Annotated in this window: 23 protein-coding genes, 1 tRNA gene and 1 pseudogene; 20 read left to right on the top strand and 5 right to left on the bottom strand. The window is 64.0% G+C overall.

Annotated elements, in window-relative coordinates:
* Positions 1-177 precede the first annotated feature (177 nt).
* The 4 genes from ACW9TV_RS11775 (at position 178) to ACW9TV_RS11760 (ending at position 2,712) form a co-directional block, all read left to right on the top strand.
* Positions 178-1,020 carry a pseudouridine synthase gene (locus ACW9TV_RS11775; protein ID WP_494303656.1) on the top strand — a complete coding sequence of 281 codons (843 nt, stop codon included), beginning with the start codon at positions 178-180 and terminating at the stop codon, positions 1,018-1,020.
* Positions 1,021-1,272: 252 nt separating this feature from the next.
* The gene (locus ACW9TV_RS11770) at positions 1,273-1,836 is read left to right on the top strand and encodes a DUF2478 domain-containing protein (RefSeq protein WP_494305089.1); all 564 of its coding nucleotides are present in this window, start codon (positions 1,273-1,275) and stop codon (positions 1,834-1,836) included.
* A 122-nt stretch (positions 1,837-1,958) separates the two neighbouring features.
* Entirely contained in the window at positions 1,959-2,171 is a 213-nt protein-coding gene (locus ACW9TV_RS11765; protein WP_494303655.1) for a carboxymuconolactone decarboxylase family protein, read from the top strand.
* A 97-nt stretch (positions 2,172-2,268) separates the two neighbouring features.
* Positions 2,269-2,712, top strand: a complete 444-nt coding sequence (locus tag ACW9TV_RS11760) for a CopD family protein (protein WP_494303654.1) — start codon at positions 2,269-2,271, stop codon at positions 2,710-2,712.
* Between the two features lie 4 nt (positions 2,713-2,716).
* Here ACW9TV_RS11760 and ACW9TV_RS11755 read toward each other — a convergent pair whose 3' ends face one another.
* The gene (locus ACW9TV_RS11755) at positions 2,717-3,475 is read right to left on the bottom strand and encodes a cyclic nucleotide-binding domain-containing protein (protein ID WP_494303653.1); all 759 of its coding nucleotides are present in this window, start codon (positions 3,473-3,475) and stop codon (positions 2,717-2,719) included.
* A 227-nt stretch (positions 3,476-3,702) separates the two neighbouring features.
* On the opposite strand from ACW9TV_RS11755, the gene ACW9TV_RS11750 reads away from it, so the two are divergent.
* From ACW9TV_RS11750 to ACW9TV_RS11715, 8 genes are read left to right on the top strand one after another with little or no spacing between them, the layout of a single operon-like run.
* Entirely contained in the window at positions 3,703-6,456 is a 2,754-nt protein-coding gene (locus tag ACW9TV_RS11750; protein ID WP_494303652.1) for a nitrate/nitrite transporter, read from the top strand.
* A gap of 11 nt (positions 6,457-6,467) precedes the next feature.
* The gene (locus ACW9TV_RS11745) at positions 6,468-10,214 is read left to right on the top strand and encodes a nitrate reductase subunit alpha (RefSeq protein WP_494303651.1); all 3,747 of its coding nucleotides are present in this window, start codon (positions 6,468-6,470) and stop codon (positions 10,212-10,214) included.
* Between the two features lie 20 nt (positions 10,215-10,234).
* The gene (gene narH, locus ACW9TV_RS11740; RefSeq protein WP_494303650.1) at positions 10,235-11,737 is read left to right on the top strand and encodes a nitrate reductase subunit beta; all 1,503 of its coding nucleotides are present in this window, start codon (positions 10,235-10,237) and stop codon (positions 11,735-11,737) included.
* Positions 11,738-11,739: 2 nt separating this feature from the next.
* Positions 11,740-12,438: a nitrate reductase molybdenum cofactor assembly chaperone gene (gene narJ / locus ACW9TV_RS11735; RefSeq protein ID WP_494303649.1), complete on the top strand. Its 699-nt coding sequence runs from the start codon at positions 11,740-11,742 to the stop codon at positions 12,436-12,438.
* 4 nt (positions 12,439-12,442) lie between these two features.
* The gene (gene narI / locus ACW9TV_RS11730) at positions 12,443-13,225 is read left to right on the top strand and encodes a respiratory nitrate reductase subunit gamma (RefSeq protein ID WP_494303648.1); all 783 of its coding nucleotides are present in this window, start codon (positions 12,443-12,445) and stop codon (positions 13,223-13,225) included.
* Positions 13,222-14,085, top strand: coding sequence for a peptidylprolyl isomerase (locus ACW9TV_RS11725; protein ID WP_494303647.1), 864 nt, complete (start codon positions 13,222-13,224; stop codon positions 14,083-14,085). The genes narI and ACW9TV_RS11725 overlap by 4 nt, the downstream gene beginning before the upstream one ends.
* Positions 14,082-14,378 carry a hypothetical protein gene (locus tag ACW9TV_RS11720; protein WP_494303646.1) on the top strand — a complete coding sequence of 99 codons (297 nt, stop codon included), beginning with the start codon at positions 14,082-14,084 and terminating at the stop codon, positions 14,376-14,378. Before ACW9TV_RS11725 ends, ACW9TV_RS11720 begins: the two co-directional genes overlap by 4 nt.
* Complete coding sequence (locus tag ACW9TV_RS11715) at positions 14,375-14,920, top strand: hemerythrin domain-containing protein (protein ID WP_494303645.1); 546 nt, start codon at positions 14,375-14,377, stop codon at positions 14,918-14,920. Before ACW9TV_RS11720 ends, ACW9TV_RS11715 begins: the two co-directional genes overlap by 4 nt.
* A gap of 14 nt (positions 14,921-14,934) precedes the next feature.
* Here ACW9TV_RS11715 and ACW9TV_RS11710 read toward each other — a convergent pair whose 3' ends face one another.
* Positions 14,935-16,152, bottom strand: a complete 1,218-nt coding sequence (locus ACW9TV_RS11710; protein ID WP_494303644.1) for an NnrS family protein — start codon at positions 16,150-16,152, stop codon at positions 14,935-14,937.
* Positions 16,152-17,381, bottom strand: coding sequence for a hypothetical protein (locus ACW9TV_RS11705; RefSeq protein ID WP_494303643.1), 1,230 nt, complete (start codon positions 17,379-17,381; stop codon positions 16,152-16,154). Before ACW9TV_RS11705 ends, ACW9TV_RS11710 begins: the two co-directional genes overlap by 1 nt.
* 36 nt (positions 17,382-17,417) lie before the next feature.
* Here ACW9TV_RS11705 and ACW9TV_RS11700 point away from each other — a divergent pair, with 36 nt between their 5' ends.
* From ACW9TV_RS11700 to ACW9TV_RS11690, 3 genes and pseudogenes are all read left to right on the top strand, one after another.
* On the top strand, positions 17,418-17,807 hold the full coding sequence (locus ACW9TV_RS11700) for a type II secretion system protein GspG (protein ID WP_494303642.1): 390 nt from the start codon (positions 17,418-17,420) through the stop codon (positions 17,805-17,807).
* Positions 17,767-18,168, top strand: coding sequence for a pilus assembly FimT family protein (locus ACW9TV_RS11695; protein WP_494303641.1), 402 nt, complete (start codon positions 17,767-17,769; stop codon positions 18,166-18,168). Before ACW9TV_RS11700 ends, ACW9TV_RS11695 begins: the two co-directional genes overlap by 41 nt.
* Positions 18,155-18,214: pseudogene (locus ACW9TV_RS11690) on the top strand (prepilin-type N-terminal cleavage/methylation domain-containing protein); the annotation flags it as partial. The gene ACW9TV_RS11695 and the pseudogene ACW9TV_RS11690, both read left to right, overlap by 14 nt.
* Positions 18,215-18,305: 91 nt before the next feature.
* Here the strand turns inward: ACW9TV_RS11690 and ACW9TV_RS11685 are convergent.
* Positions 18,306-18,494, bottom strand: coding sequence for a hypothetical protein (locus ACW9TV_RS11685; RefSeq protein ID WP_494305107.1), 189 nt, complete (start codon positions 18,492-18,494; stop codon positions 18,306-18,308).
* 175 nt (positions 18,495-18,669) lie between these two features.
* Between ACW9TV_RS11685 and ACW9TV_RS11680 the strand changes: the two genes are divergently transcribed.
* From ACW9TV_RS11680 to ACW9TV_RS11665, 4 genes are all read left to right on the top strand, one after another.
* Complete coding sequence (locus ACW9TV_RS11680; RefSeq protein WP_494303640.1) at positions 18,670-19,470, top strand: uracil-DNA glycosylase family protein; 801 nt, start codon at positions 18,670-18,672, stop codon at positions 19,468-19,470.
* A 224-nt stretch (positions 19,471-19,694) separates the two neighbouring features.
* Positions 19,695-20,015 carry a DUF3489 domain-containing protein gene (locus ACW9TV_RS11675; protein ID WP_494303639.1) on the top strand — a complete coding sequence of 107 codons (321 nt, stop codon included), beginning with the start codon at positions 19,695-19,697 and terminating at the stop codon, positions 20,013-20,015.
* Complete coding sequence (locus ACW9TV_RS11670; protein ID WP_494303638.1) at positions 20,015-20,455, top strand: DUF2924 domain-containing protein; 441 nt, start codon at positions 20,015-20,017, stop codon at positions 20,453-20,455. The genes ACW9TV_RS11675 and ACW9TV_RS11670 overlap by 1 nt, the downstream gene beginning before the upstream one ends.
* Entirely contained in the window at positions 20,452-22,164 is a 1,713-nt protein-coding gene (locus tag ACW9TV_RS11665) for a recombinase family protein (RefSeq protein ID WP_494303637.1), read from the top strand. Before ACW9TV_RS11670 ends, ACW9TV_RS11665 begins: the two co-directional genes overlap by 4 nt.
* A gap of 171 nt (positions 22,165-22,335) precedes the next feature.
* Here the strand turns inward: ACW9TV_RS11665 and ACW9TV_RS11660 are convergent.
* Positions 22,336-22,425, bottom strand: a tRNA-Ser gene (locus tag ACW9TV_RS11660).
* Between the two features lie 79 nt (positions 22,426-22,504).
* On the opposite strand from ACW9TV_RS11660, the gene ACW9TV_RS11655 reads away from it, so the two are divergent.
* Positions 22,505-23,545, top strand: a complete 1,041-nt coding sequence (locus tag ACW9TV_RS11655) for a lytic murein transglycosylase (protein ID WP_494303636.1) — start codon at positions 22,505-22,507, stop codon at positions 23,543-23,545.

The raw sequence follows: 23,545 nt of genomic DNA, 5'->3' as shown, positions 1-23,545 counted from the left end.
GGTTGGCAATTACCATCGCGCCTTGCGCGCCGGCAGACTGATCGCGGGCATCTAGCCCCGGGCGCACTTGCGGCTGCTCGGGGTCAGGATATCCGCGCAGTGCTGCTTACTCGCTGCATTTTCCGTTACAGCCATGCTCCTTTCCGACAATTCGGCATCGGGGGGCGGAACCATACCATGTCCCATCACGATTCCAGGCAGGGCGCGACGCGCCCTGTCACCCGGCGCGTCCGGCCACCTGCCCATGTGACATCCACCGTCAGCCTTCCGCGCGCGCTGTCGAAGCTGGGACATTGTTCCCGAACCGAGGCATTGTCTCTGATCGAGGCCGGACGGGTGCTGGTGAATGACAAGCCTGCGCGTGGCGCCAGCCAGCGGGTCGACATGGCCCGGGAAGTGATTACTGTCGATGGCAGCAGGGTCATCGCGCAGGACAAGATCTACCTCGCGCTCAACAAGCCGCGCGGGGCCGTCACCACGCGGCGCGATCCGCAGCAGCGCGGCACGGTCTACGATTACCTTCCCGAAGGACTGCCGTTTCTTGCGCCAGTCGGCCGGCTCGACAAGGCGAGCGAGGGGCTGCTGTTTCTCACCAATGACACTCAGTGGGCCGAACGGTTGATGAACCCGGCTTCGGGCGTCCCGAAGACTTATCACGTCAAGATTGACCGCCTTGCGGACGCGGGTTTCGTCTCGGCCCTTGCCGAACCTGTCGAGCATGACGGCGAGCGCCTCAGCGCCGCATCTGTGAGGCTGCTGCGTACCTCCGGTCGGTCGAGTTGGATCGAGATCGTGCTGACCGAAGGGCGCAACCGGCAGGTTCGACGTATGGTGTCCGCCCGGGGCGCGAATGTCCTGCGGCTGGTGCGCGTTGCCATCGGCGGAGTGTCGCTCGGCGATCTAGCCAAGGGGGAAACCCGACCTCTGACCCCGAACGAGCGCGCAGGCCATGCAGAGTCTTCGCGGAACGGGCGGCCAAACATGCTTCGGCTTGACGATAATCAAGCGAAATTGGTCTGATCCGGATAGCCTTTGCCAACCCCGATTGCCGACGAATAATCGTGCAGACGGGAATGGAGGGCAAATGCCAGCGCCAGTCAAAATCACGCAGCTTGCAGTCGCCATCGGGAACCCGGCGGCCAGTTTTGCTGGTTGCGTCGGGGTAGGGCCGGCGCAGGGCAGGCGCTGGGCCGATGTGTTGCACGACTGGATCTGCCCCGCCTGCCGCAGCGGGAAGCGCGACTTCGACATGGTCGATAGGCCGTGATCGCCATGCTGCCCTTTGGGGATCGCCCGATCCTTGCTCTGGTTTACGGGGCAGGTGAAGCGCCTGACCCGCTGCTCGCGGCGCTGGCGGATCGGTGGCAGGGCGAGGGCCTGCGCCTTGCCGGGCTGGTGCAGCGAACGCCTGAGGAGCCGGCGGGAAGCCGGTGCAACATGGTCGTCGAGCTGCTGCCGGGCGGGAAACGCCTGCCGATTTCGGAAAATCGCGGTTCGGGTGCGCGCGGCTGCCGGCTGGACCAGGGCTTGCTGGTGGAGGCGCTGTCCGCCGCCGAGTCCTGCCTCGACACCGGGACCGACCTGCTGATTCTCAACCGGTTCGGCAAGGTCGAGGCGGACGGCGGCGGCGGGCGTGCGATGATCGCGCGCGCCGTCGAACTGGGTGTGCCGGTTCTTGTTGCGGTTCCCTGGCGCAATGTCGCGGCATTCAGGGCCTTTGCGGGGGACCTCGTGACGGAAGTCAGGCTGGGGGCCTTTGCCGCCGGTCTGCCCGAAGCCAACCGCGGCGATCTGGCTGATCGGGCAACGACGCTGCAACACGGGAGCAACGCATGATCGACACCCCCACACCATCCAAGCTGCCGGCCCGGGCGGGTGCGCTTGCGGCCTAACAACCGGCCATCTGGAAGGCCTATGCCGCCTTGGGGGAAGCCTGTGCCGCAGCCGGTCCACTCGATGTGACCCAGCAGCGTCTGGTAAAGCTTGCCCTTGCCTCGGCGTCGGGGCTTGAAGGGGCCGTGCATTCGCATACCCGGCGAGGCCTCGCTGAAGGGCTTGATCCGCGAATGCTGGAGCAGGTGGCGCTGCTGGCCGTGCCAAGCATTGGATTCGCCGCTGCAATGCGGGCGCTCTCGTGGATCGAGGATGTGACCCGGGCTTCGGGCAGTTGACCGGTCTAGGCGGCTTTGCCCTTGCGTCGTGGCTCTTGCGGCCAGCTGGCAATGTTCCGGTACGCTCGCCGCTCTCTCTTGCTGACTGAGGTTTTCGATGGACTTCTATCCTCCACTCCTTTTCGCTCACATTCTCGGCGCCACGATCTGGACGGGCGGGCATCTGGTCCTTGCGCTTTCGGTGCTGCCGGCCGCACTGAAGACCTGTGATGTCGCGGCGATCCGTGCCTTCGAGGACGCCTTCGAGCGCGTCGGACTGCCGGCGCTGGGGGTGCAGGTGGTGACCGGCCTGTGGCTGGCGGCGCGCGCTGCTCCGCCCGCGTTTTGGGCTGACCTTGACGACCCGCTCGGGCGGACGATCGGACTGAAGCTTGTCATACTCGGGTTCACGGCGATGCTGGCGGTTCATGCGCGCCTGTTCATCATCCCGAAGCTCGACACTGCTCACCTCCCGCAACTGGCCTGGCACATTCGGGGCGTGACCCTGTTGTCGGTACTTTTCGTGGCTGCTGGCGCCTCTATACGCTTCGGCGGGCTCTGACCGATCAGGCGGAGCTGCGCGCCGCGCCCAGTTCGGCCTCGAACTCGGCAAGCGGAGTGCCATGCTGATCCGCCGGCTTCTCGATCAGCGGATCGGGCTTGGCGAGCCGCCGCAGGTCCGCAAGAAGCGTCAGCCGCACTTCGGCACCGTTCACGTGCACACCATAGGGCTTCAGCGTGTGGAAGGCGCGGGAGAGATTCTCGGGCGCCATGCCTAGCAGCGAGGCAAGTACGCGTTTCTCATGCGGGAGCTGGAAAACCTCTGTCTCACCGCTTCGGAAGTGCAACTGAAGCAGGTAGTTGGCGAGGCGTTCCACACCGCTGCGCAGTTTCTGATTCTTGATGGTGCGGACAAGGCCCCGGTAACAGCCCGAAAGCTCGCGGGCGACGGCAACCGTGAAAGCCGCATCCTGCTCCATGCGGGCGCGGATCGCGGCCCCGGGGATCATCAATATGTCGGAGCGCTCCAGGACGCGCGCGCCCATCAGCGCTTGAGCGTCCAGAACAACCGCCGCCAGGATGAAGGAGGATACCGGCCGCAGGATCGAGAGCACGGTCTCCTTGTCGTTCCAGGTGCCGGACAGCTCCACCTGGCCCTCGAGCAGGACATACAGGAAATCGACGGGATCCCCCTCGATCAGAAGCTGTGTGTTTGCAGGGAACCGCTGCAGGAACGCAGAGCCGATGATGCTGGCGTAGCTCCGATCATCGAGGCTAGCAAAAATCGGCAGAGCACGAACCCGTTCCGAATCTCCGGGGCGCATAAAGGTCCCTTCAGTAACTGCAGGGCCCAATTTTCACTTTCGCTTGATGTAAGTCAAGTATCTGCACCTCTTTAGACAATTGCTTCGTTGACACGTGGCCGCTGTCTCCTTGTTTCGCTTGGCAACAGGGCATCCACTTGATGTCGATCAACTGGAATGGCTATCGGGGCGCTGAGCTTCCTCTGTGCTGCGGCGAGTGGCCGCAATACGTCACCCCAGAGGATTGCATGGCCACGCTGTCGCCCACCCCCATCACCGGCATAACCCCCGCCCGGGCCGCACCTGGCGCCCCAATCGCACTCGGGATGTCGACGGCAGCCTTCACCGTCTGCTTCGCGGCCTGGACCATCTTCTCGATCCTGGGTATCCAGATCCAGAAGGATCTCGGCCTCAACGAAACCCAATTCGGCCTGCTTATCGCAACGCCCATCCTCACCGGCTCGCTCATCCGGCTGGTGCTGGGCGTGTGGACCGACCAGTTGGGCGGCCGCAGGATGCAGGTGATCGTGATGCTGGCTGCGGCGCTGGCCACGTATCTAATGACTTACGCTTCAACCTATCCGCAATTCCTGGTTGCGGCGCTAGGCGTCGGCATTGCCGGTGGCGCCTTTGCCGTGGGCGTGACCTATGTTTCCAAATTCTTCCCGTCAGAACGTCAGGGGACCGCGCTCGGCATCTTCGGTGCGGGAAATGTGGGAGCCGCCGTCACCAAGTTTCTTGCACCGGCCGTGATGTTGGCGATGGGCTGGGAAGGAGTTGCGAAGATATGGGCCGCCGGCCTTGTGGTAATGGCGATCCTGTTCTTCGTGACCACCAAGGACGAGCCCGATCTTGCCGAACGTCGCGCCCGCGGTGCGCAACCCCGAAGCTTCTCCGAGCAGTTTGCCCCCTTGCGCAACGTCCAGGTGTGGCGGTTCTCGCTCTATTATTTCTTCGTGTTCGGCGCCTTCGTGGGCCTGTCGCTGTGGCTGCCACGCTACCTGATCGGGGCTTACGGATTCGACGTCAAGACGGCGGGCATGATCGCGGCTGCCTATTCGGTTCCGGCTTCGCTGTTCCGCATCTACGGCGGCCATCTTTCCGACAAGGTCGGTGCGCGAACGGTTATGTACTGGACATTCCTGGTCTCTATCGTCGCCACCTTCCTGCTCTCCTATCCGCCTACATCCTATGTCGTCGACGGCATCGACGGGCCGATCAGATTCCGGCTGGCGACGGGGCCGATGGCCTTCGTCGTCCTGATTTTCGTGCTGGGTTTCTTCATGAGCCTGGGGAAAGCCGCGGTCTACAAGCACATACCCATCTATTACCCGAAGGATGTCGGATCGGTTGGTGGCCTTGTCGGGATGATGGGCGGTCTTGGCGGCTTCATCCTTCCAGTTGCGTTCGGTGTGCTGAATGATCTGACCGGCATCTGGCAGAGTTGCTTCATGCTGCTGTTCCTGATCTCGTCAGGCGCCCTCATCTGGATGCACACGGCCGTTCGCCAGATGGAACGCGAAGCAAGCGGGGAGGCCCTGAGCAAGCTGCCCGAACTGCCCGAGATGCGCCCCATTCACACCGAGCGGGAGGAGGGCGCGTTAAAGGGCCATGTCATCACTGACTGGCGGCCGGAAGACCCGGCCTTCTGGGATACGACCGGCCGCACAATCGCCCGGCGCAACCTCTGGGTATCCATCCCTGCGCTGTTTCTGTCCTTCGCGGTCTGGATGGTCTGGTCAATGGTTGTCGCGAAGCTGCCGCTTGTCGGCTTCGATTATTCGACCAGTCAGCTCTTCTGGCTCGCTGCCCTGCCTGGTCTCTCGGGCGCGACACTGCGCATCTTCTACAGCTTCATGGTGCCCGTCTTCGGCGGTCGCCTCTGGTCGACGCTCACCACATGGTCTCTTCTGATCCCGGCGCTGGGCATCGGCTTTGCCGTGCAGAACCCCGAGACGCCTTTCAGCATTATGCTGGCGCTCGCCCTCCTGTGCGGGCTAGGCGGCGGCAACTTTGCTTCCTCCATGTCCAACATCGGCTTTTTCTTCCCCCAGCAAGAGAAGGGCCGGGCGCTGGCGCTAAATGCCGGTCTTGGTAACCTGGGCGTCTCGGCAATGCAGTTCCTGGTGCCGCTTGCAATCACGGCTGGAGTATTTGGTATCCTAGGCGGCGACCCGCGCCCGACCGCCGAAGGCGAAATGCTCTGGCTTCAGAATGCAGGCTTCATCTGGGTGCCCTTCATCGCCGTTTCCGCCTTTGCCTGCTGGTTCGGGATGAACGATCTTGCAAGCGCCAAGGCCAGCTTTGCCGAGCAGTCGGTGATCTTTACCCGCTTTCACAACTGGATCATGTGCTGGCTCTACACCGGCACTTTCGGCAGCTTCATCGGCTTCTCGGCGGCTTTCCCTCTACTGACGAAGCTTCTCTTCCCCGAGGTGAACGCGCTGAAGATCGCCTTCCTGGGGCCCCTGGTCGGCGCGCTCAGCCGTTCTTTCAGCGGCGGCATCTCGGATCGGCTGGGCGGTGCCCGGGTCACGATCTGGGTCTTCCTGCTGATGATGGCGGGGACGGCCGCCCTCATCTGGGTGCTCGGCCAACCCGGGGCGCCCTGGGCCTTCCCGGCCTTCTTCGGTCTGTTCCTCCTCCTGTTCTTCGCAAGTGGTGTCGGCAATGCCTCCACCTTCCAGATGATCCCCGGCATCATGCGTCACGAGATCTCGCGGCTGGAGCCGGGTCTTTCGGCCGACGCCAGCCGGGTGCAGGCCGAGAAGGAAAGTGCCGCTATCACCGGCTTCACCTCGGCGATTGCAGCCTATGGCGCCTTCTTCATTCCCAAGAGCTTCGGATTCTCGATCGACGCGACGGGCGGGGCGAGCGGCGCACTTTGGGGTTTTCTTGCCTTCTACGTCTCCTGCCTTGTCGTCACCTGGGTCTTCTACGCACGCCCGGGCGGGATGCTCCATAACGCCGAGCGCGGCGTCTCCCTGCAGCCGGCTGAATAAGGGCACTTCCCATGAGCCACGTCCTCGATCGCCTGACCTTCTTCCGCCGCAAGTCGGAGCCCTTTTCCGACGGGCACGGGCAGATGAACAATTATGACCGCAAATGGGAGGATGCCTATCGGCACCGCTGGCAGCACGACAAGATCGTGCGTTCGACACATGGTGTGAACTGTACCGGCTCGTGCAGCTGGAAAATCTATGTGAAGGGCGGGATCGTCACCTGGGAAACGCAGCAGACGGATTACCCTCGCACCCGCCCGGACCTGCCCAATCACGAGCCGCGTGGCTGTTCACGCGGAGCTTCCTATAGCTGGTATCTCTATTCCGCGAACCGGGTGAAATATCCGCTGATCCGAGCGCGGCTCCTGAAGCTGTGGCGCGACGCACGAGCCACCATGCTGCCGGTTGCGGCTTGGGCCTCGATCGTGAATGACGATGCCAAGCGCGCCTCCTGGGTGAAGCGGCGGGGCGGCGGGGGCTTCGTGCGAGTAGGCTGGGAGGAAGCGACCGAGATCGTCGCGGCCGCCAACGCCCACACGGTGAGGAAATGGGGGCCCGACCGGGTATTCGGCTTCTCGCCGATCCCGGCGATGTCGATGATCTCCTATGCGGCGGGCGCGCGCTATTTGCAGCTGCTCGGCGGCGTCTGCGGATCTTTCTACGACTGGTACTGCGATTTGCCGCCGGCGTCGCCGCAGACCTGGGGCGAACAGACCGACGTCCCGGAAAGCGCCGACTGGTATAACTCCGGCTTCATCGTCGTCTGGGGCTCGAACGTGCCGCAGACGCGCACGCCTGATGCGCACTTCTTCACTGAAGTGCGCTACAAGGGCACCAAGGCCGTGGTGATCAGCCCGGACTATTCCGAAGCCTCGAAATTCGCCGACCTGTGGATTTCGGTGAAGCAGGGCACCGATGCCGCGCTCGGCCTAGCCATGGGCCATGTGATCCTGAGCGAGTATCACCGCGACCGGCAGGTGCCTTATTTCCGCAATTATTGCCGACAGTATACCGACATGCCGCTGCTGGTGCGCCTGGTAGAAAGCGAGGGCCGGCTGATCCCCGAGCGGCTGCTGAGAGCTTCGGACTTCCCGGGCGGCCTTGGCGAGACCAACAACCCCGACTGGAAGACGGTGGGGATCGACGAGAAGACCGGCAAGCCGGTGGTGCCGCTGGGGTCGATCGGCTTCCGCTGGGGCGAACAGGCGAAATGGAATCTCGCCGAGAAGGACGCGGCAGGCGCCGAGCTGAAGCTCCGCCTTGGTCTGATGGGCGTGCACGACGATGTCGCCGAGGTGGACTTCCCCTATTTCGGCAACAGCGCCGCCAATGGCTTTTCCTCCACCGACCATCCGGACCGGCTGATGCGACGCATTCCGGCAAAGCGGATGATGCTGAAGGATGGCGAGGTGCTGGTCGCCTCCGTGTACGATCTGTTCCTCGCCAACTACGGTGTCGACCAGGGCTTGGGCGGCGAGCATATGCCGGCGAACTTTGACGACCCGGCGCCCTATTCACCGGCCTGGGCAGAAGAAATCACCAGCGTTCCCCGGGATCAGATCATCGCGACCGCGCGCGGATTTGCGACCAACGCGGAGAAAACCAACGGCAAGTCGATGATCATCATCGGGGCAGCGATGAACCATTGGTACCACATGGACATGAATTATCGTGGTGCCATCAACATGCTGGTGATGTGCGGCTGCGTCGGGCAATCGGGTGGCGGTTGGTCGCACTATGTGGGGCAGGAGAAGCTGCGCCCGCAGACCGGTTGGGCGCCGCTTGCGTTTGCACTGGACTGGGCGCGCCCGCCGCGCCAGCAGAACTCGACCAGCTTCTTCTATGCCCACTCGGACCAATGGCGCTACGAGACGCTGGATGTGTCGGAAATTCTCTCGCCCACCGAGCCGAAGGGGGGCTGGGAGCGAACTTTCCTTGACCTCAACGCCAAGGCCGAGCGCATGGGCTGGCTGCCGAGTGCGCCTGCCCTGAAGGTGAACCCGCTCGATCTGAGCAAGGCGGCCGAAGCGGTGGGCATGGACCCGAAGGACTATGCCATCCAGGAGATGGCGGCCAAGCGGGTGGAAATGAGCTGCATGGACCCGGACGCGCCTGAAAACTGGCCGCGCAACATGTTCGTCTGGCGGTCTAACCTGCTGGGCTCGTCGGGCAAGGGGCACGAATATTTCCTGAAGCACCTGCTCGGCACCTCGAACGGCGTGCTTGGCAAGGATCTGGGGCACACCGGGCGTCGCAAGCCTGTAGACGTGCGCTGGCACGACAGGGCGCCGGAAGGAAAGCTCGACCTGCTCGTCACCATCGACTTCCGCATGTCGACGACTGCGGTCTATTCCGACATCGTTCTGCCCACCGCCACCTGGTACGAGAAGAATGACCTCAACACGTCGGACATGCACCCATTCATCCACCCGCTGACAAGCGCGGTGGACCCGGCGTGGGAGTGCCGTTCCGACTGGGAGATCTTCAAGGGGATCGCTAAGGCCTTCTCGCGCGTGGCGCCCGAGGTGCTTGGCGTCGAGCGCGACCTGGTGCTGACCCCAATCCAGCACGACAGCCCGGCGGAAATGGCACAAGGCGCCGACATCAAGGATTGGTGGCACGGCGAATGCGACCTGATCCCCGGCCAGACGGCGCCTGCGATTTCGGTGGTGGAACGGGACTATCCGGCTCTTTACCAGCGATTCACTTCGCTTGGGCCGCTGATGACCAAGGTGGGCAATGGCGGCAAGGGCATGGCCTGGAATACCGAGCATGAGGTGGCCCTGCTGGGCCAGTTGAACGGGGTGGTCGCCGACGGCCCGACCAAGGGGCTGCCGCGGATCGAAACCGATATCGACGCCTGCGAGGCGGTGCTGATGCTGGCGCCGGAGACCAACGGCGAGGTGGCGGTGAAGGCCTGGGCCTCGCTCTCCAGGCAGACGGGGCTCGATCACACGCATCTGGCGCTGCCCAAGGAGGAGGAAAAGATCCGCTTTCGCGATATCGTCGCCCAGCCGCGCAAGATCATCTCCTCGCCGATCTGGTCCGGGCTCGAGAGCGAACATGTCTGCTACAACGCCGGCTACACCAACGTGCACGAGCTGATCCCGTGGCGTACCCTTTCGGGGCGGCAGCAACTCTACCAGGACCACCCATGGATGCGGGCGTTCGGGGAGAGTTTCTGCGTCTATCGCCCGCCGGTCGACTTGAAGACGACGGCGCCGCTGCAGGACAAATACGGCAATGGCAACGCCGAAATTGCGTTGAATTTCATCACCCCGCACCAGAAATGGGGCATCCACTCCACTTATACCGACAATCTGCTCATGCTGACGCTGAACCGAGGCGGCCCGGTCATCTGGATATCGGAAACCGACGCCCGCAAGATCGGTGTCGCCGACAACGATTGGGTGGAAGCGTTCAATTCCAACGGCGCCCTGACGGCGCGGGCCGTGGTGTCGCAGCGAATCCGCGAAGGCACGACCTTCATGTACCACGCGCAGGAAAAGACAGTGAATGTGCCGGGCTCTGAAATGACGGGTCAGCGTGGCGGCATCCACAATTCGGTTACCCGCACCGTGCTGAAGCCGACCCACATGATCGGTGGCTACGCCCAGTTGAGCTACGGCTTCAATTACTACGGCACCGTCGGCTCCAATCGCGACGAATTCGTGGTGATCCGCAAGATGAACAAGGTCGACTGGCTGGAACGTCCTGCCGCCCACGCCTCAACCCCTGCGCTGGAGGCAGCGAAATGAAAATCCGCGCTCAAATCGGCATGGTCCTGAATCTGGACAAGTGCATCGGCTGCCACACCTGCTCCGTCACCTGCAAGAATGTGTGGACCAATCGTGAGGGCGTTGAGTACGCCTGGTTCAACAATGTCGAGACCAAACCGGGCATCGGCTATCCCAAGGCGTGGGAGAACCAGAAAACCTGGAATGGCGGCTGGGTGAAGAAGGCGAGCGGCCGCATCGAACCCAAGCTGGGGGGCAAGTGGCGGATTCTGGCCAAGATCTTCGCCAACCCCGACCTTCCCGAGATCGACGACTATTACGAGCCGTTCGACTTTGACTATGCGCATCTGCAGACCGCGCCGGAATTGCAGGCCTTCCCGACCGCGCGCCCGCGTTCGGCCATCACCGGCGAGCGGATGGAGAAGATCGAATGGGGGCCGAACTGGGAGGAGATCCTGGGCGGCGAATTTGAGAAGCGCTCCAAGGATGTGAATTTCGAGGGCGTGCAGAAGGAGATTTACGGGCAGTACGAAAACAGCTTCATGATGTATCTGCCGAGGCTGTGCGAGCATTGCCTCAACCCGACCTGCGTTGCCGCCTGCCCGTCGAGCGCGATCTACAAGAGGGAGGAGGACGGCATCGTCCTCATCGACCAGGAGAAGTGCCGCGGCTGGCGCATGTGCGTTTCTGCCTGCCCCTACAAGAAAATCTACTACAACTGGTCGTCTGGCAAATCCGAGAAGTGCATCTTCTGCTATCCACGCATCGAGGAGGGACAGCCGACCGTCTGCTCGGAGACCTGCGTTGGGAGAATCCGCTACCTTGGCGTGGTGCTCTATGATGCCGACCGCATCGAGTGGGCGGCGTCTGGCCCCGAAGACGAGCTGTACGAACGGCAACTGGCGATCTTCCTGGATCCGCACGACCCGGCGGTGATCGCCCAGGCCCGGAAGGACGGGATCGCGGAGGCCTGGCTTGATGCCGCGCGCAAGAGTCCGGTGTACAAGATGGCGATTGACTGGCGCGTGGCGCTGCCGCTCCACCCGGAATACCGGACGCTGCCGATGGTATGGTATGTTCCGCCGCTGTCGCCGATCCAGTCGGCCGCCGCCAAGGGCGTGATCGCCGAGGATCGTGGCATGCCCGACGTGAAGAGCCTGAGGATTCCGGTGAAGTATCTGGCCAACCTGCTGACCGCGGGCGACGAGACCCCTGTTGTGTCCGCGCTGGAACGGATGCTCGCGATGCGCGCCTACATGCGTGCCAAATCGATCGACGGCATGATCGACGAAGGAGTGGCCGCCCGCGTCGACATGACGCCGGCGGCGATCGAGGACATGTATCATGTGATGGCGATCGCCAATTACGAGGACCGCTTTGTGATCCCGACCGTGCATCGCGAGAAGGCGACCGATGCCTATCACCTGCGCGGCACCACCGGCTTCAGTTTCGGCAACCAGGCATCGGGCGGGCGTTCGGAAGTGGGGCTGTTCGGGCAGGTGAAGCGGCGTACGCCCAAGCCCATGATGCCGCAGGAGAATTGAGCATGGCGCGCACGTTCAAGGCACTGGGCCTTCTGCTCAGCTATCCGTCAGCGGAGGTGGCCGAGGTGGCGCCTGCGGCGGTCGAGGCCATCGCCGCCGAGGGGTTGCTGCCGGGCATGCTGGTTTCCCAGCTCGAGACGTTCGCCCGCGAACTGGCCAGCGAAGACCGCTTCGATCTCGAGGGCCGCTATCACCAGCTGTTCGACCGCTCGCGCTCGCTGTCGCTCAACCTGTTCGAGCATGTGCATGGCGAAAGCCGGGATCGCGGCCAGGCGATGGTGGAGCTTGTGGGGCTGTACGAGACACATGGCTATCTGCTCGATGCCCGCGAGCTGCCGGATTATCTGCCGCTGTTTCTGGAGTTCCTCTCCTCGCGTCCGCTGGACGAGGCGCGAGCCTTGTTGGGAGAGGCGGGCCATGTGGTGGCGGCACTGGCCGAGCGACTGAAGAAGCGGCGTTCGCCCTACCAGTGGCCGATGCTGGGGCTGGCGCATCTGGCTGTCGAGGCGAACCAGGCGGCGTTGCAGGCCTTGTTGGCGCAGGCTGAGGACGACCCCGACGATCTCGAGGAACTGGATCGCATCTGGGCGGAGGAGGCGGTTGCCTTCGGGCCCGGCTCGCGCGGGAGCCCGGACGGTTGTCCCCGTGCTGCAGCTCTCGTCGAGGGCATGACCGCCGACCCCATCAGCAAGGGAGCCTGACCCCATGTCTGCCGCCATCGGACACTCTGCCCTCGAACCTCTCACCCTGGATTTCTGGCTGAACCAGCTGATGTTCGGGGTGTTTCCCTATATCGCGCTGTCGGTGTTCATTGTCGGCTCGATCGTGCGCTTCGACAGGGAGCAATATAGCTGGCGAACCGGATCTTCTCAGTTGCTGCGGCGAAAGCAGCTGATGTGGGGGTCGAACCTGTTTCACCTTGGCATTCTGTTCCTGCTGTTGGGCCACACGGTCGGGCTGCTGACGCCGCATGCGCTCTACAGTCATGTCATTTCGGCCGAGAACAAGCAGATGCTAGCCATCGTCGCCGGCTCGATCGCGGGCTTCGTCTGCTTTGTCGGCCTGGTGCTTCTGATGCACCGGCGCTTTCTGGATCCACGCATCCGCCGCACCTCAACACACAGCGACAACGCCATCCTCATCGTTTTGTTCGTGCAGCTGCTTCTGGGCCTGATTACGGTGCCTTTCTCGCTGTCGCACGGGGATGCCGGCGTGATGCTCAGGCTATCGGCCTGGGCTCAGGGCATCCTCACCTTCCAGCCGGGTGTCGCGCAATATGTGAAGGGGCTGGACTGGCCCTACCAGGTGCACCTGCTGCTGGGGATGACGATTTTCCTCCTCTTCCCGTTCACCCGCCTCGTTCACATGCTGTCGGCACCCGTGTGGTATCTGAACCGCAAGGGCTGGCAGGTGGTGCGCACGGCGCGGCCCGACATGACCCCGCCTGCCGAGATCCCGACCAGCATCCCCACGGAGCAGTTCCGGTGAGCGGGCTGGCAGGCGCCGGCATCATCGCCGATGCGGGAAGCTGCGGGGGCTGTGGATCGGGCCCGCGACCGGCGGCGGTCCGCGGCAAATCCGCTCCGCCGGTGTTTGTGGACGGGGTGGAAATCCCCGAGGAGGCGATCGCCGCCGAGGCCCAGAACCATCCAGCCGAAAGCCCGGCCGAAGCCCGTGCGACCGCTGCAAGAGCACTGGTCATCCGACATCTGCTGCTGGATCGGGCCCGGCTCCTCGCCCTAGAGCCCGCGCCCGAAACCGATCCGCAGGGGCGCCGCGAGACCGACGAGGAAGCGCTGATCAGGCAGCTTTTTGAACGCGAGTTGACCCCCGAGGAACCCGACGAGGCAGCCTGCCTTCGCTATTGGCGGACGCATTCTCTTGCCTTCACCGCGCCTGCGCTGGTGGAGGCGAGCCATATCCTGTTCGAGGATGCGGTCGACCTGCCCTCTGCGCAGGCGCGGGCCGCTGCGGCGCTGGAGCGGATCGGTGCGAGCGAAGACAGATTTCGAGCGATTGCCAGGACGGAATCGGCCTGCCCCAGCGGTGCATCTGGTGGGTCGCTCGGGCAGCTCCGTCCGGGTGACCTGGCGCAAGAGTTGGAGGATGCGCTTGCCGATCTGGAGCCGGGGCAGATTGCGCCCGTGCCGGTACAGAGCCGTTTCGGCGCGCATTTGGTCAGGCTTGACCGGAGGGTGCCTGCGCGGCCGATCCCCTTCGAAGTGGTACACGAGCGCATCCGCGACCGGCTTCGTGCGCGCGCCTGGACCACGGCTGCCACGCGCTATGTGGCGGCACTCGGTCGTGGTGCACTGATCGAGGGCCTGACTCTCGAGGCGGCGGGATGACCGCTGCGCCGACCCTGGGTGAAATCCTCGCCGAGGCGCGCGGTAGGTCTGCCTTCTTCGCCGATTGGCTTCGGCGCCACGATCCGCCGCTTCACGCCCGCCTCGACGCCGCGCTTGAGCCCGGCGACACGCACATCGGGCGAATCCGGGAAGCCGTGGGCGGCTTCGCCCACGATGCGGGCCACGAGGATTGGGTCCGGTTGGTTTCGGCTGTGCGCGATGGCGACAGCCCCGGCCTCACGGCGCTTCGCCTGATGCTCGAATGGTCGCTGGCGGCGGAGGCCGGCGCATGAGCACGACGCCGCAACTTCTTATGGTGCACGATGTGGATCGGGCGCCGCCGGAACTGCTAGCGGACCCTTTAGCCTATCTGTTCGCCGAGCATTGGCGCCACCGTCAATACTGCCGCGCTCTGGGGGAAGCTGCAGCGCTCCCGGCCGGGCCGCCCGCGCTGCTCAGGCGGCTTGCAGACTTCCTTGGGGCGGACATGGTGCTGCACGTGCGCGATGAGGAGGAGGATCTGTTCCCGCTGTTGCGCCAGCGGGCAGAGCCGGAGGACGACATCGGACGCGTGCTCGGGGTCCTGAGCGCCGACCATGATGCCGACCGTGCGCTGGCGCGCGATGTCCGAACGCAGTTGATGGCGGCAGCGGAAACCGGAGCCGGGCCGGCTTCGTGGCCGGGGTTGGCGAACAAGATCGGACGCCTCGTGACACACAAGTTGCAGCATATCGCGCTGGAGAACGCCGTTGTGCTGCCGATCGCCCGATTGCGCTTCACGCCCGAGGATCAGCAGGCGATGTCCCGAACAATGACGACGCGCAGGGCGGAATGACCCCGGCAAGCGCTTCAACGCCGAGGCGCAACTCCGGCCGGACGCTTCATGAGCAGCATCGGGCCGTAGGTGGCTGCGAACAGCAGCATCCCGGCCGACCAGAATAGCCCCGCAATCGAGGCGCCCAGCGGATAGCCGAGGGGTGTGAAGGGCAGCACCAGCCGCAACATGGCGCCGACGAATATGCAGGCGTAGATGAGCACGGTCGCGCTATCGGCCTCCAGCGGCCTGCCACTGTGCCCGCGCGTGGCCCTGGTCATCACCGCCATGGTGAGCTGGCCGACGGCTCCGGCCGTCAACGCGTGCAGTGCACTGGCGCCGGCAAACAGGCCGGGCGCCAGGATGGTGCTTCCCAACAACAACAGGGCCACCGCGAGCCAGAGATAGGCGATGTGCAGGATCGTCACGAGCGGCTCGACCATTGTGCACCAGCCGCGCCAGCGCAGCAGCCGCGCCGTATGGGCGAGGCCGGCAAGGCCGAGCAGTACCCCGGTCGCCGACGCGAATGGAAAGGCTAGCCACCCCAGAAGTGCGATTCCGGTGACGGCCAGCACGGACTTGTCGAACCCGTCGAACGGCCGAGGCAGCGGTGCCATTCGCTCCTTCTTCATCCAGTTGGTGGTGAAGGAGGGGATGATGCGCCCGCCAATCAGCGCCATCAGTCCGATGAGCGCACAAAGCGCAAGCCGCTGGCCGAGCCCTTCGAGCCTGAGCCCCGATGCCTCGGAGTGCCAGAGGAGGTTGGCGAGCGTGAAGGCCGAGAGCAGCCCTGCGACCGGCAGGTTGCGCCAGTTGGCCCCGGACAGGATCTCCCGCCAGACGGAGGCCGCCAGCGCCAGCAGGAACAGTGCCTCGACCGCGCGGCCGGCAAGGCCTGGCTCGGGCAGCAGCATGGCGATGCGCCCGCCGAGCCACAACGCGAACAGCAGCGCCAGCGGCCGGCCCATTACCGGGGCGCGCCCGGTCCAGTTGGGGATCGCCGTCAGCATGAAGCCCGCAATCACGGCGCCGGTGAAGCCGAACAGCATCTCGTGGGCGTGCCAGCCCATTGAGTCCCCGCCCGGGCCGAACGACCCGCCGTGGGCGAAGGCCGCGAGCCAGAGCGGAACGGCAAGGCCTGCGAACAGCGCAGCAGACAGGAAGAAGGGGCGAAAGCCGAAACTGAAAAGCGCCGGCCCGGCATAAGCGCGCCGCCTGTCGCCCGCATTCCGGCTGCCGCTAGGAGTCGTCATCAGAAGGTCGCCTCGGCCTGCAACCAGAGCTTTATGGTGTCGGTCGCGAACCCGCGCGCCTTGTAGAGCACAGCCTTCGCCAGCAGCGAGACATGCTTGCCGACTGGAACCCCGATCTGCGCATCGAACTCACGGCCATACGGGCGATCATCGCGTGTACTGCGGAAATCATGCAGCACTGCCTTCAGGGCAAGCCCCTTGGGCAAGCCCGCAGTCTTCGGGGCGACCGTCACGTCGAGATAGAGGTCGCGAAGCCCGTCAGGCGGTGTCGTCAGGAACTTGTCGGCCCAGCCATTGAAGGCGTGGAGTGTTGCGAGCGGTGTCTGCACAGCGGTCTGCCGGTTGCCGTCAAGCCGCTCATAGCCGAGCTTCGCCGTCACCGCGCCGGTTGCGATCCCCGGTTCGAGGAGCAGGTAGCTGAGCGCGAAGTCCTGCGGGTTTGGCCCTCGGTCAGACTGGCGGGCAAGCTCGGCGGCATAGATGAAGGAGACATCGCCGAACTTCTGGCGGCCGGTCAGCCGCGCGCCGATCGTGGTCGACGAGGCGGCCGGCGCATCCGGAATGTCTAGGAGCCAGCCGTAGCTGACGATGGTCCCGATCGGCGCCACTTCGGCCGAGGCGCGCAGCAGGTGGATTTCGGTGTCGCGCCATATGCCCTGCGGCGAGCGCGGTCCGAACGGCCGGTTCACCCGCCAGGCAAAACCATAGCCGAGCGAAACTCCTTTGAGTGCAGTCACTTCACCGCGCGCGGCGTCGAGCGTCTGGTCATTCTGGCGCCAGCCGACCGAACCGATCCAGCGCTGGTTGTCAAGGTTGACCGCCTGTCGCCCTGCGCTGACCGTGCCTACCTCCTTGTCGCTCCAGCCGATGATCGCCTGGTTCAGGAGATGATCGGAAGGGTCGGGCACCACGGGAAACCGGGTCAAGCCATTCACCGTGTCGTTGAAGCGCTCTGGGCCTATGCGGGTGATGGCTTCCCCTTCGACCTGGGCGGTGAAGCCATTCCAGGGGCCGGCCTTCACCCCGGCCCGCATCCGCAAGGTCGAGGCAGTCGCGTCCCTTGGCAGGCCTTGCTGATCCACGAGTTCGAGCCGCCAGCGCAGGCTGGCATAGGGGTCGAGCGTCCCGGCCAAGGCGCTGCCTGCGGCAGAGAGCATCAGGAAGACCACAATCCAACGCATGGGAACTTGGTGGACGATTCCGCCAACGCTGGTCTTGACGTTGGTCAAGTGCGTGCTTGCAACTGCCCGGCTCTGCCCCTCCGGTTGAAATCAAAGGGGCAGGTCACCACGCGTCGCATAAGCCGGGTGATTCGTTTCGAGGTGCCGCAGGTCATGAAGATGCTCTCGGGTTCGAAATCGAAAGCCGCGAAGGTGCAGCTGGAAACCGTGCTGAACGGACTCAACTATTACAACATCGATGTCGGCACCTACCCGGCCCAAGAACAGGGGCTGGACGTTTTGTGGGAGGCGGATGCGATAGACGGTTGGAACGGGCCTTACATTCGCCGGCCGGAACAGCTAGTCGATCCATGGGGTCGGAAGCTCATCTATAAGGTTCCTGGCGAGCGTGGTGCGTTCGATCTCATTACCTATGGCGCGGACGGCAAAGAGGGTGGCGAAGGCGATGACGCCGACCTCTTCGCGACCAAATAGTCGCGAGCTGGGCTTCACACTGGTTGAGATGCTCGTGGTGATGGGGATTCTGGCCCTGATCGCGACCTTTGCGGTGCCCGCAATGCGGCGGCAGGGTGGCGGGGTCGTCGTGCAACAGGAACTGGCCACACTGCGCTCCCAGATGATCGCCGCGCGCAAGACCGCGATGTCGTCGGGGCGCAGCGTGGCGATCGAGGTGCCGGGCGATCTTCAATATGCGCCGCGACTCCCGGGGTCCAAGGCTGGGGTGCTGCTCTTCTATTCCGATGGCTCTTCGACAGGGGGTGCCATCCGCCGAAATGACCGGGCCTTGCTGACGATAGACTGGCTTTCCGGCGAGGTGCGCCATGCGGGCACCTGAGCTGTCCGAGCAGGGCTTCACGCTGGTCGAAGTGCTGGTGGCGTTTGTGGTGAGCGCGCTTCTTCTGACGGTGATCTTTGATGGGCTGGTCAGCGCCCGCACGCGGGACCAGCTTGGTCGCGATAAGGCCGCAGCTGTCATCCTGGCGTCCGGCCTAATGCAGAACAGGTTGGCGGGTGCTTACCTTTGGGCAGCTTGGCGATCTGCGCGCGCAGCGTGCGCATCTCTACTGAGATGCTGCGGGTATCTTGAAGTCCGCTCAGCAGCGCTCTGTCGATCTCGTCAGCCTGGGCGAGAACGCTCCGCGCAGATTCGTTGAGCAGCATGGGCTGCCTTATGCTCGCGCCTATAAAGATTCCGAGGGCGAAGAGCGCCGGCAACAGCACAGCCAAAAGGAAAAGCCAAAGTCGGTTCACGAGCTGGGTCCCCCCTTTTGTCTTTTGAGGTATGCCCGCATCCCATTAGCTGCGCCAGCAGACAAAATATAAAAGATTGGACCAAATGCCCGCCACACTGCCTCAACGGTTTCGCGACGCCGTTCTTCGTACCGACCTACGCTCCTACCGTTCGGGCATTTCTTCACCCGACCTGCTGCTCGAGGCTAGCGATGGGATCACCGTCGATTATGCACCCTTTGACTACATTGAGGAGGATGCCGAACTCGTTCTGGTCGGGCTTACCCCAGGGCGGGTCCAAGCGGCGAATGCGATCGAAGCCATGGCGAGTTCCCTGTCCGCGGGCGCGTCCCTCGTTGACGCCCTAGCAAATGCCAAGCGCAGTGCGAGCTTTAGCGGCCCGATGCGATCCAACCTTCTCGCCCTTCTGGATGCGATCCGAGTGCCGGCACTATTCGGCCGCTCTAGGGCGTTTGAATTCTTCGAGAGCGGGCGACGGGTGCATTTCACTTCGGCGTTGCGCTATCCCGTTTATGTGGACGGCCGCAATTATTCCGGATCGCCAAACCTTCTGCGCCACCCACTTCTCACTGCTATGATTGAGCGGTATCTTGCCGAGGAGGTGGCTCGCATCAAAAACGCGATCTGGGTGCCACTCGGCGGCCATGCCGAGGCAGCCCTCCTCTATCTTTCGCAGCGCGGGCGGCTCGATCGCACACGCATCATTGCCGGTCTCCCGCATCCGAGCGGCGCCAATGCCGAACGAATTGCCTATTTCCTCGGGCGAAAAGAGCGCGAAGCGCTATCCTCGAAGACCAATCCAGATGCGATCGACAGCGCTCGCGCTCATCTGGAGGCACAGGTCGCCGGCCGTCTCAGCTGCCGATACGGGCCGGAAAACTGGTAAGTTTAGATGAACGAGCGACAGCTATCAGGGATTCAGTTTGGGCTACGTAACGACCGGTATTCAGGCGCGCCCTGACATTCCATTCGACTTCCCGCTCACACGAAGCATTGCTGACCGGGCCAAGCGCGTCGGAGTCGCGAGCGGGGATAGCCTGGAGGTCTTTGACCCTGGGTCTTTGGCTGGTGGGAGCGGCGAGGTGCTGCTCCATATCCAGGAGACCACCCATGACCGCTCCGCGACCGCAACGTCCTACTCGCAACCGCAAGGCAACCACGCCTGCCCAACCGATCCCTGCTGACGCGCCGGCCAACGACGAACGTGGACACACTCCCCGCCCCAGCAAGCTCGACCTGATCCGCAACCTTCTGTCCCAGCCTTCCGGCGTCACCTTGAACGAACTTGCCTCTGCCACCGGCTGGCAGCAGCACAGTGTCCGTGCTGGCATGACCGGCCTGCGCAAGCAGGGGCACAGCATCGAGCGGTCGAACGTGGATGGCGTCACCCGGTTCGCCATCACGGCCCAGCCAGCCACGGTGGTCGCCTGATGGCAAAGGTCAACATCGAAGCCGAGCTGGAGAAGCTGGAGTCGATGGACCTGGAGGCGCTACGCCACCAATGGCGGGTTCGGATGAACTCCGACCCGCCCAAGGTGAGCGCAGGGCTGCTGCGCCTGGCGCTGGCCTATGAACTCCAGGCTAAGGCCATGGGAGGCCTCTCGTCGGCATCAGACAAGGTGCTGGCGAGCTATGCGCCGGGCAAGACTGCGGCGAAGCCAGTGCCGCGCCTCCCCGCCGCCCGCCCTGGCATGCGGCTGGTGCGGGTGTGGAACGACATCGCGCATGTGGTGACCGTGTCCGACGATGGCACCATCGAGTGGAACGGGCGGACCTGGCGCAGCCTCAGCGTGGTGGCACGGGCCATCACCGGAACCCAATGGTCGGGCCCGAAGTTCTTTGGCCTGCGGGACCGAAAGGTTGCGGCATGAAGAGCATCCGCTGCGCCATCTACACCCGCAAGTCGTCGGAAGAGGGCCTCGAGCAGGACTTCAACAGCCTGGATGCGCAGCATGCTGCCTGCTCCGCCTATATCGCCAGCCAGGCTAGCGAAGGCTGGACGTTGCTGAACACCCGCTATGATGACGGTGGCATCTCGGGTGGCACGCTGGAACGGCCGGGGCTCAAAAAACTGCTGTCCGACATTGCATCGGGCCAGGTCGACATCGTGGTCGTCTACAAGGTGGACCGGCTGACCCGCAGTTTGCTGGACTTCTCGAAGCTGGTGGAAGCGTTCGATGGCGCAGGCGTCAGCTTCGTCTCGGTGACCCAGTCGTTCAACACCACCACCTCCATGGGCCGGCTGACCCTCAACATGCTGCTGTCATTCGCGCAGTTCGAACGCGAGGTCACCGCCGAACGCATCCGCGACAAGATTGCGGCGTCGAAGCAGCGCGGCATGTGGATGGGCGGAACTCCGCCTATCGGCTATAAGCCCGATGGAAGGTCGCTTGCTATCATCGACACCGATGCGGATCTCGTTCGTTCCATCTTCCAGCGCTATCTCGAACTCGGCACCGTCCGGCGGCTGCATGACCAGCTTGTCAGGGACGGCACCCACCAGCCGGTCCGCACGACAATGGACGGCCGAACCTTCGGCGGCACCCCGTTCCAGCGCGGTCAGCTCTACAACATGCTGAAGAACCCGCTCTACACCGGCCATATCCGGCACGGGGCCAAGACCTATCCCGGCAACCACAAGGCGATCATCGACATGGAGCTATGGGAGAAGGTGCAGGCGCAGCTGAACGACAACACCCAGGGCGAGCAGCTTGGTCCAACGGTCAAGGACCCCAGCCTGCTCGTAGGCAAGGTTGTGGACCAGCAGGGCCGGCCACTCGTTGCCACCCATGCCAACAAGGGCAAGGTCCGCTATCGCTACTATGTCAGCCGGCACCTGCAACATGGGATTGCTAAAGGAGATGGGGACAAGCGCCTGGATGGTCTCCGCATCCCGGCACGGGAGTTGGAGCAGGTCGTGCTCCAGGCTATCGTAGGGCAGATGAAGGACCCCATTGGGGTCGCCCGACAGCTTGGTGCATCAACGGCTGACCCCAAGCACATGGCCACCATCGTCAGCCGTTCAGCAGCGTTGCTCGCCAAACTCGATGGCAAGCGAGGCCTGCCCGTTCAGGTGCTGCTCGGCCGCCTCGTCCGTCGTGTTGCCGTGCAGGAAGATGCCGTCGAACTCACCTTCGAGCCCACCGCTCTCGGCAAGGAGCTAGGGCTCCCAGCGGAAGCAGTTGCATCGGCTGAGATGGCCATCATCATCATCCCAGCTCGCATCCGACGCTCGGGGCTCGCGGTGCGGTTCATTCTGGACAATGGTCAGCGCGCCGCGCCAGGGCCGGTCGACGACAAGTTCCTTGCCGCCATTGCCCAAGGTCGTAGCTGGTGGCAGCGTCTGACGGCTGACAGCAACCTCACGGTCACCGATCTCGCAAGGGCTGAAGGCCTGTCTCCCCCTTACCTTGATCGCATCCTCCGCCTGTCGTTCCTGGCGCCCGATATCGTGGAAGCGCTGCTCGACGGAAGCGCGCCAGCTGCCCTCAACCTCGAGAGCACGAAGGACCTGAAGCGCATCGCACCATCCTGGTCCGACCAGCGTCGGCTCATGGGGTTCGCCGAACAACGCGGCTGAAGCCCCTCACCACAACTCCCAACCGCCAAAATCGGCCACTGAGAATCCGAGGCATTTGTGCCGGGTTCCGCCGGGTCACAGCCAGGCTCAGGTTGGCCAGCACCCGCAAACCCCCGGAAAAGCGGGGAGAAAAGCCTGTGATGGCATAATTATATAATTATATCAGATAGTTGGCGGACAGGGTGAGATTCGAACTCACGGTGAGCTTCCACCCACGGCGGTTTTCAAGACCGCTGCCTTAAACCACTCGGCCACCTGTCCTTGGCGGTCTCGTTAGCGGGGGTGGCGTGCGGGCGAAAGGGGATTCACGCGGGAGTCCGCCTGTGGCACAGGGATGCCGATGAGACGACTGCCTGTTGCCGCCGCCTTTCTGACCGCCATGTTGCTGGCCGCTGTGCCCGCCGGGGCCGATGTGACGTCATCTGCTGATGGCTTTCCCATCTGGCTGTCCAACTACAAGGCCGGCGCGGTGGCGCGGGGGCTGAAGGCGGAATGGCTGGAATCGGCCCTGGCGGGCGCCACTTATTCCGAGCGCGCGGTGCTGCTGGATCGCAGCCAGCCCGATGATTCGGGCAAGCGCAACATCTTTGCCGACTATCTGGCGCGGCAACTGACGCAGCAGCGCATCGACGACGGGCTTTCGCGCGCGGCCGCCGGCAAGGCGCTGTTGCAGCGGGTTTCCGCGCAGACAGGCGTGGCGCCGGAGATCATCGTGGCGATCTGGGGAATGGAAACCAGCTATGGCCGGGTGCTGGGCGGGTTCGACCTGCCGTCGGCCATCGCGACGCTGGCCTATGACGGACGACGCGAGGCGCTGTTCACGCGCGAACTGGACGCCCTTGTGCGGATGGTGGGAGAACGGGGCGTGCGGCGGGACCAGCTGAAGGGCAGCTGGGCGGGGGCCTTCGGGCAATCGCAGTTCCTGCCCTCCAGCTATCTGAACTTCGCTGTCGACGGTGATGGCGACGGGCTGGCGGACATCTGGGGCTCTCAGGCGGACACTTTCATGTCCATCGGCAATTATCTGGCGAAGAACGGCTGGCAGCCGGGGCTGACCTGGGGCTTCCGCGTGGGCGTGCCGCAGCGGTTCGATCGGACGACGGTGGCGAACCCGGAGAAGCCGACCAGCTGCATCCGGCCGATGCAGGTGCATTCCCGCTGGCTGACGGCTGGCGAATGGCGGGCGAAGGGCTTTGTTCCGCTGAATGCCATGTGGCCGGCTGACGATGTGAAGATGACACTGGTGGAACCCGACGGGCCGGGGGAGGGCGCCTTTCTGACGACCGCCAATTACCGTGCGATCATGCAGTACAACTGTTCCAACTTCTATGCGCTGTCCGTGGCGCTGCTTGGCAATGCCGTTGCGCCGGCGGTGCGGTAG

The organism is Sandaracinobacter sp. T42, from assembly GCF_059115405.1.
Note: the sequence above shows the minus strand (reverse complement) of the source record. Positions and strands in the feature narration are given on the sequence as shown.

Excerpts from the sequence above, each read along its gene's own strand:
- ACW9TV_RS11775 (WP_494303656.1), top strand. The coding sequence starts at position 178 with ATGTCCCATCACGATTCCAGGCAGGGCGCGACGCGCCCTGTCACCCGG.
- ACW9TV_RS11770 (WP_494305089.1), top strand. The coding sequence starts at position 1,273 with ATGCTGCCCTTTGGGGATCGCCCGATCCTTGCTCTGGTTTACGGGGCA.
- ACW9TV_RS11760 (WP_494303654.1), top strand. The coding sequence starts at position 2,269 with ATGGACTTCTATCCTCCACTCCTTTTCGCTCACATTCTCGGCGCCACG.
- ACW9TV_RS11755 (WP_494303653.1), bottom strand. The coding sequence starts at position 3,475 with ATGCGCCCCGGAGATTCGGAACGGGTTCGTGCTCTGCCGATTTTTGCT.
- ACW9TV_RS11750 (WP_494303652.1), top strand. The coding sequence starts at position 3,703 with ATGGCCACGCTGTCGCCCACCCCCATCACCGGCATAACCCCCGCCCGG.
- ACW9TV_RS11745 (WP_494303651.1), top strand. The coding sequence starts at position 6,468 with ATGAGCCACGTCCTCGATCGCCTGACCTTCTTCCGCCGCAAGTCGGAG.
- narH (WP_494303650.1), top strand. The coding sequence starts at position 10,235 with ATGGTCCTGAATCTGGACAAGTGCATCGGCTGCCACACCTGCTCCGTC.
- narJ (WP_494303649.1), top strand. The coding sequence starts at position 11,740 with ATGGCGCGCACGTTCAAGGCACTGGGCCTTCTGCTCAGCTATCCGTCA.
- narI (WP_494303648.1), top strand. The coding sequence starts at position 12,443 with ATGTCTGCCGCCATCGGACACTCTGCCCTCGAACCTCTCACCCTGGAT.
- ACW9TV_RS11720 (WP_494303646.1), top strand. The coding sequence starts at position 14,082 with ATGACCGCTGCGCCGACCCTGGGTGAAATCCTCGCCGAGGCGCGCGGT.
- ACW9TV_RS11715 (WP_494303645.1), top strand. The coding sequence starts at position 14,375 with ATGAGCACGACGCCGCAACTTCTTATGGTGCACGATGTGGATCGGGCG.
- ACW9TV_RS11710 (WP_494303644.1), bottom strand. The coding sequence starts at position 16,152 with ATGACGACTCCTAGCGGCAGCCGGAATGCGGGCGACAGGCGGCGCGCT.
- ACW9TV_RS11685 (WP_494305107.1), bottom strand. The coding sequence starts at position 18,494 with ATGCTGCTCAACGAATCTGCGCGGAGCGTTCTCGCCCAGGCTGACGAG.
- ACW9TV_RS11680 (WP_494303640.1), top strand. The coding sequence starts at position 18,670 with ATGCCCGCCACACTGCCTCAACGGTTTCGCGACGCCGTTCTTCGTACC.
- ACW9TV_RS11675 (WP_494303639.1), top strand. The coding sequence starts at position 19,695 with ATGACCGCTCCGCGACCGCAACGTCCTACTCGCAACCGCAAGGCAACC.
- ACW9TV_RS11670 (WP_494303638.1), top strand. The coding sequence starts at position 20,015 with ATGGCAAAGGTCAACATCGAAGCCGAGCTGGAGAAGCTGGAGTCGATG.
- ACW9TV_RS11665 (WP_494303637.1), top strand. The coding sequence starts at position 20,452 with ATGAAGAGCATCCGCTGCGCCATCTACACCCGCAAGTCGTCGGAAGAG.
- ACW9TV_RS11655 (WP_494303636.1), top strand. The coding sequence starts at position 22,505 with ATGAGACGACTGCCTGTTGCCGCCGCCTTTCTGACCGCCATGTTGCTG.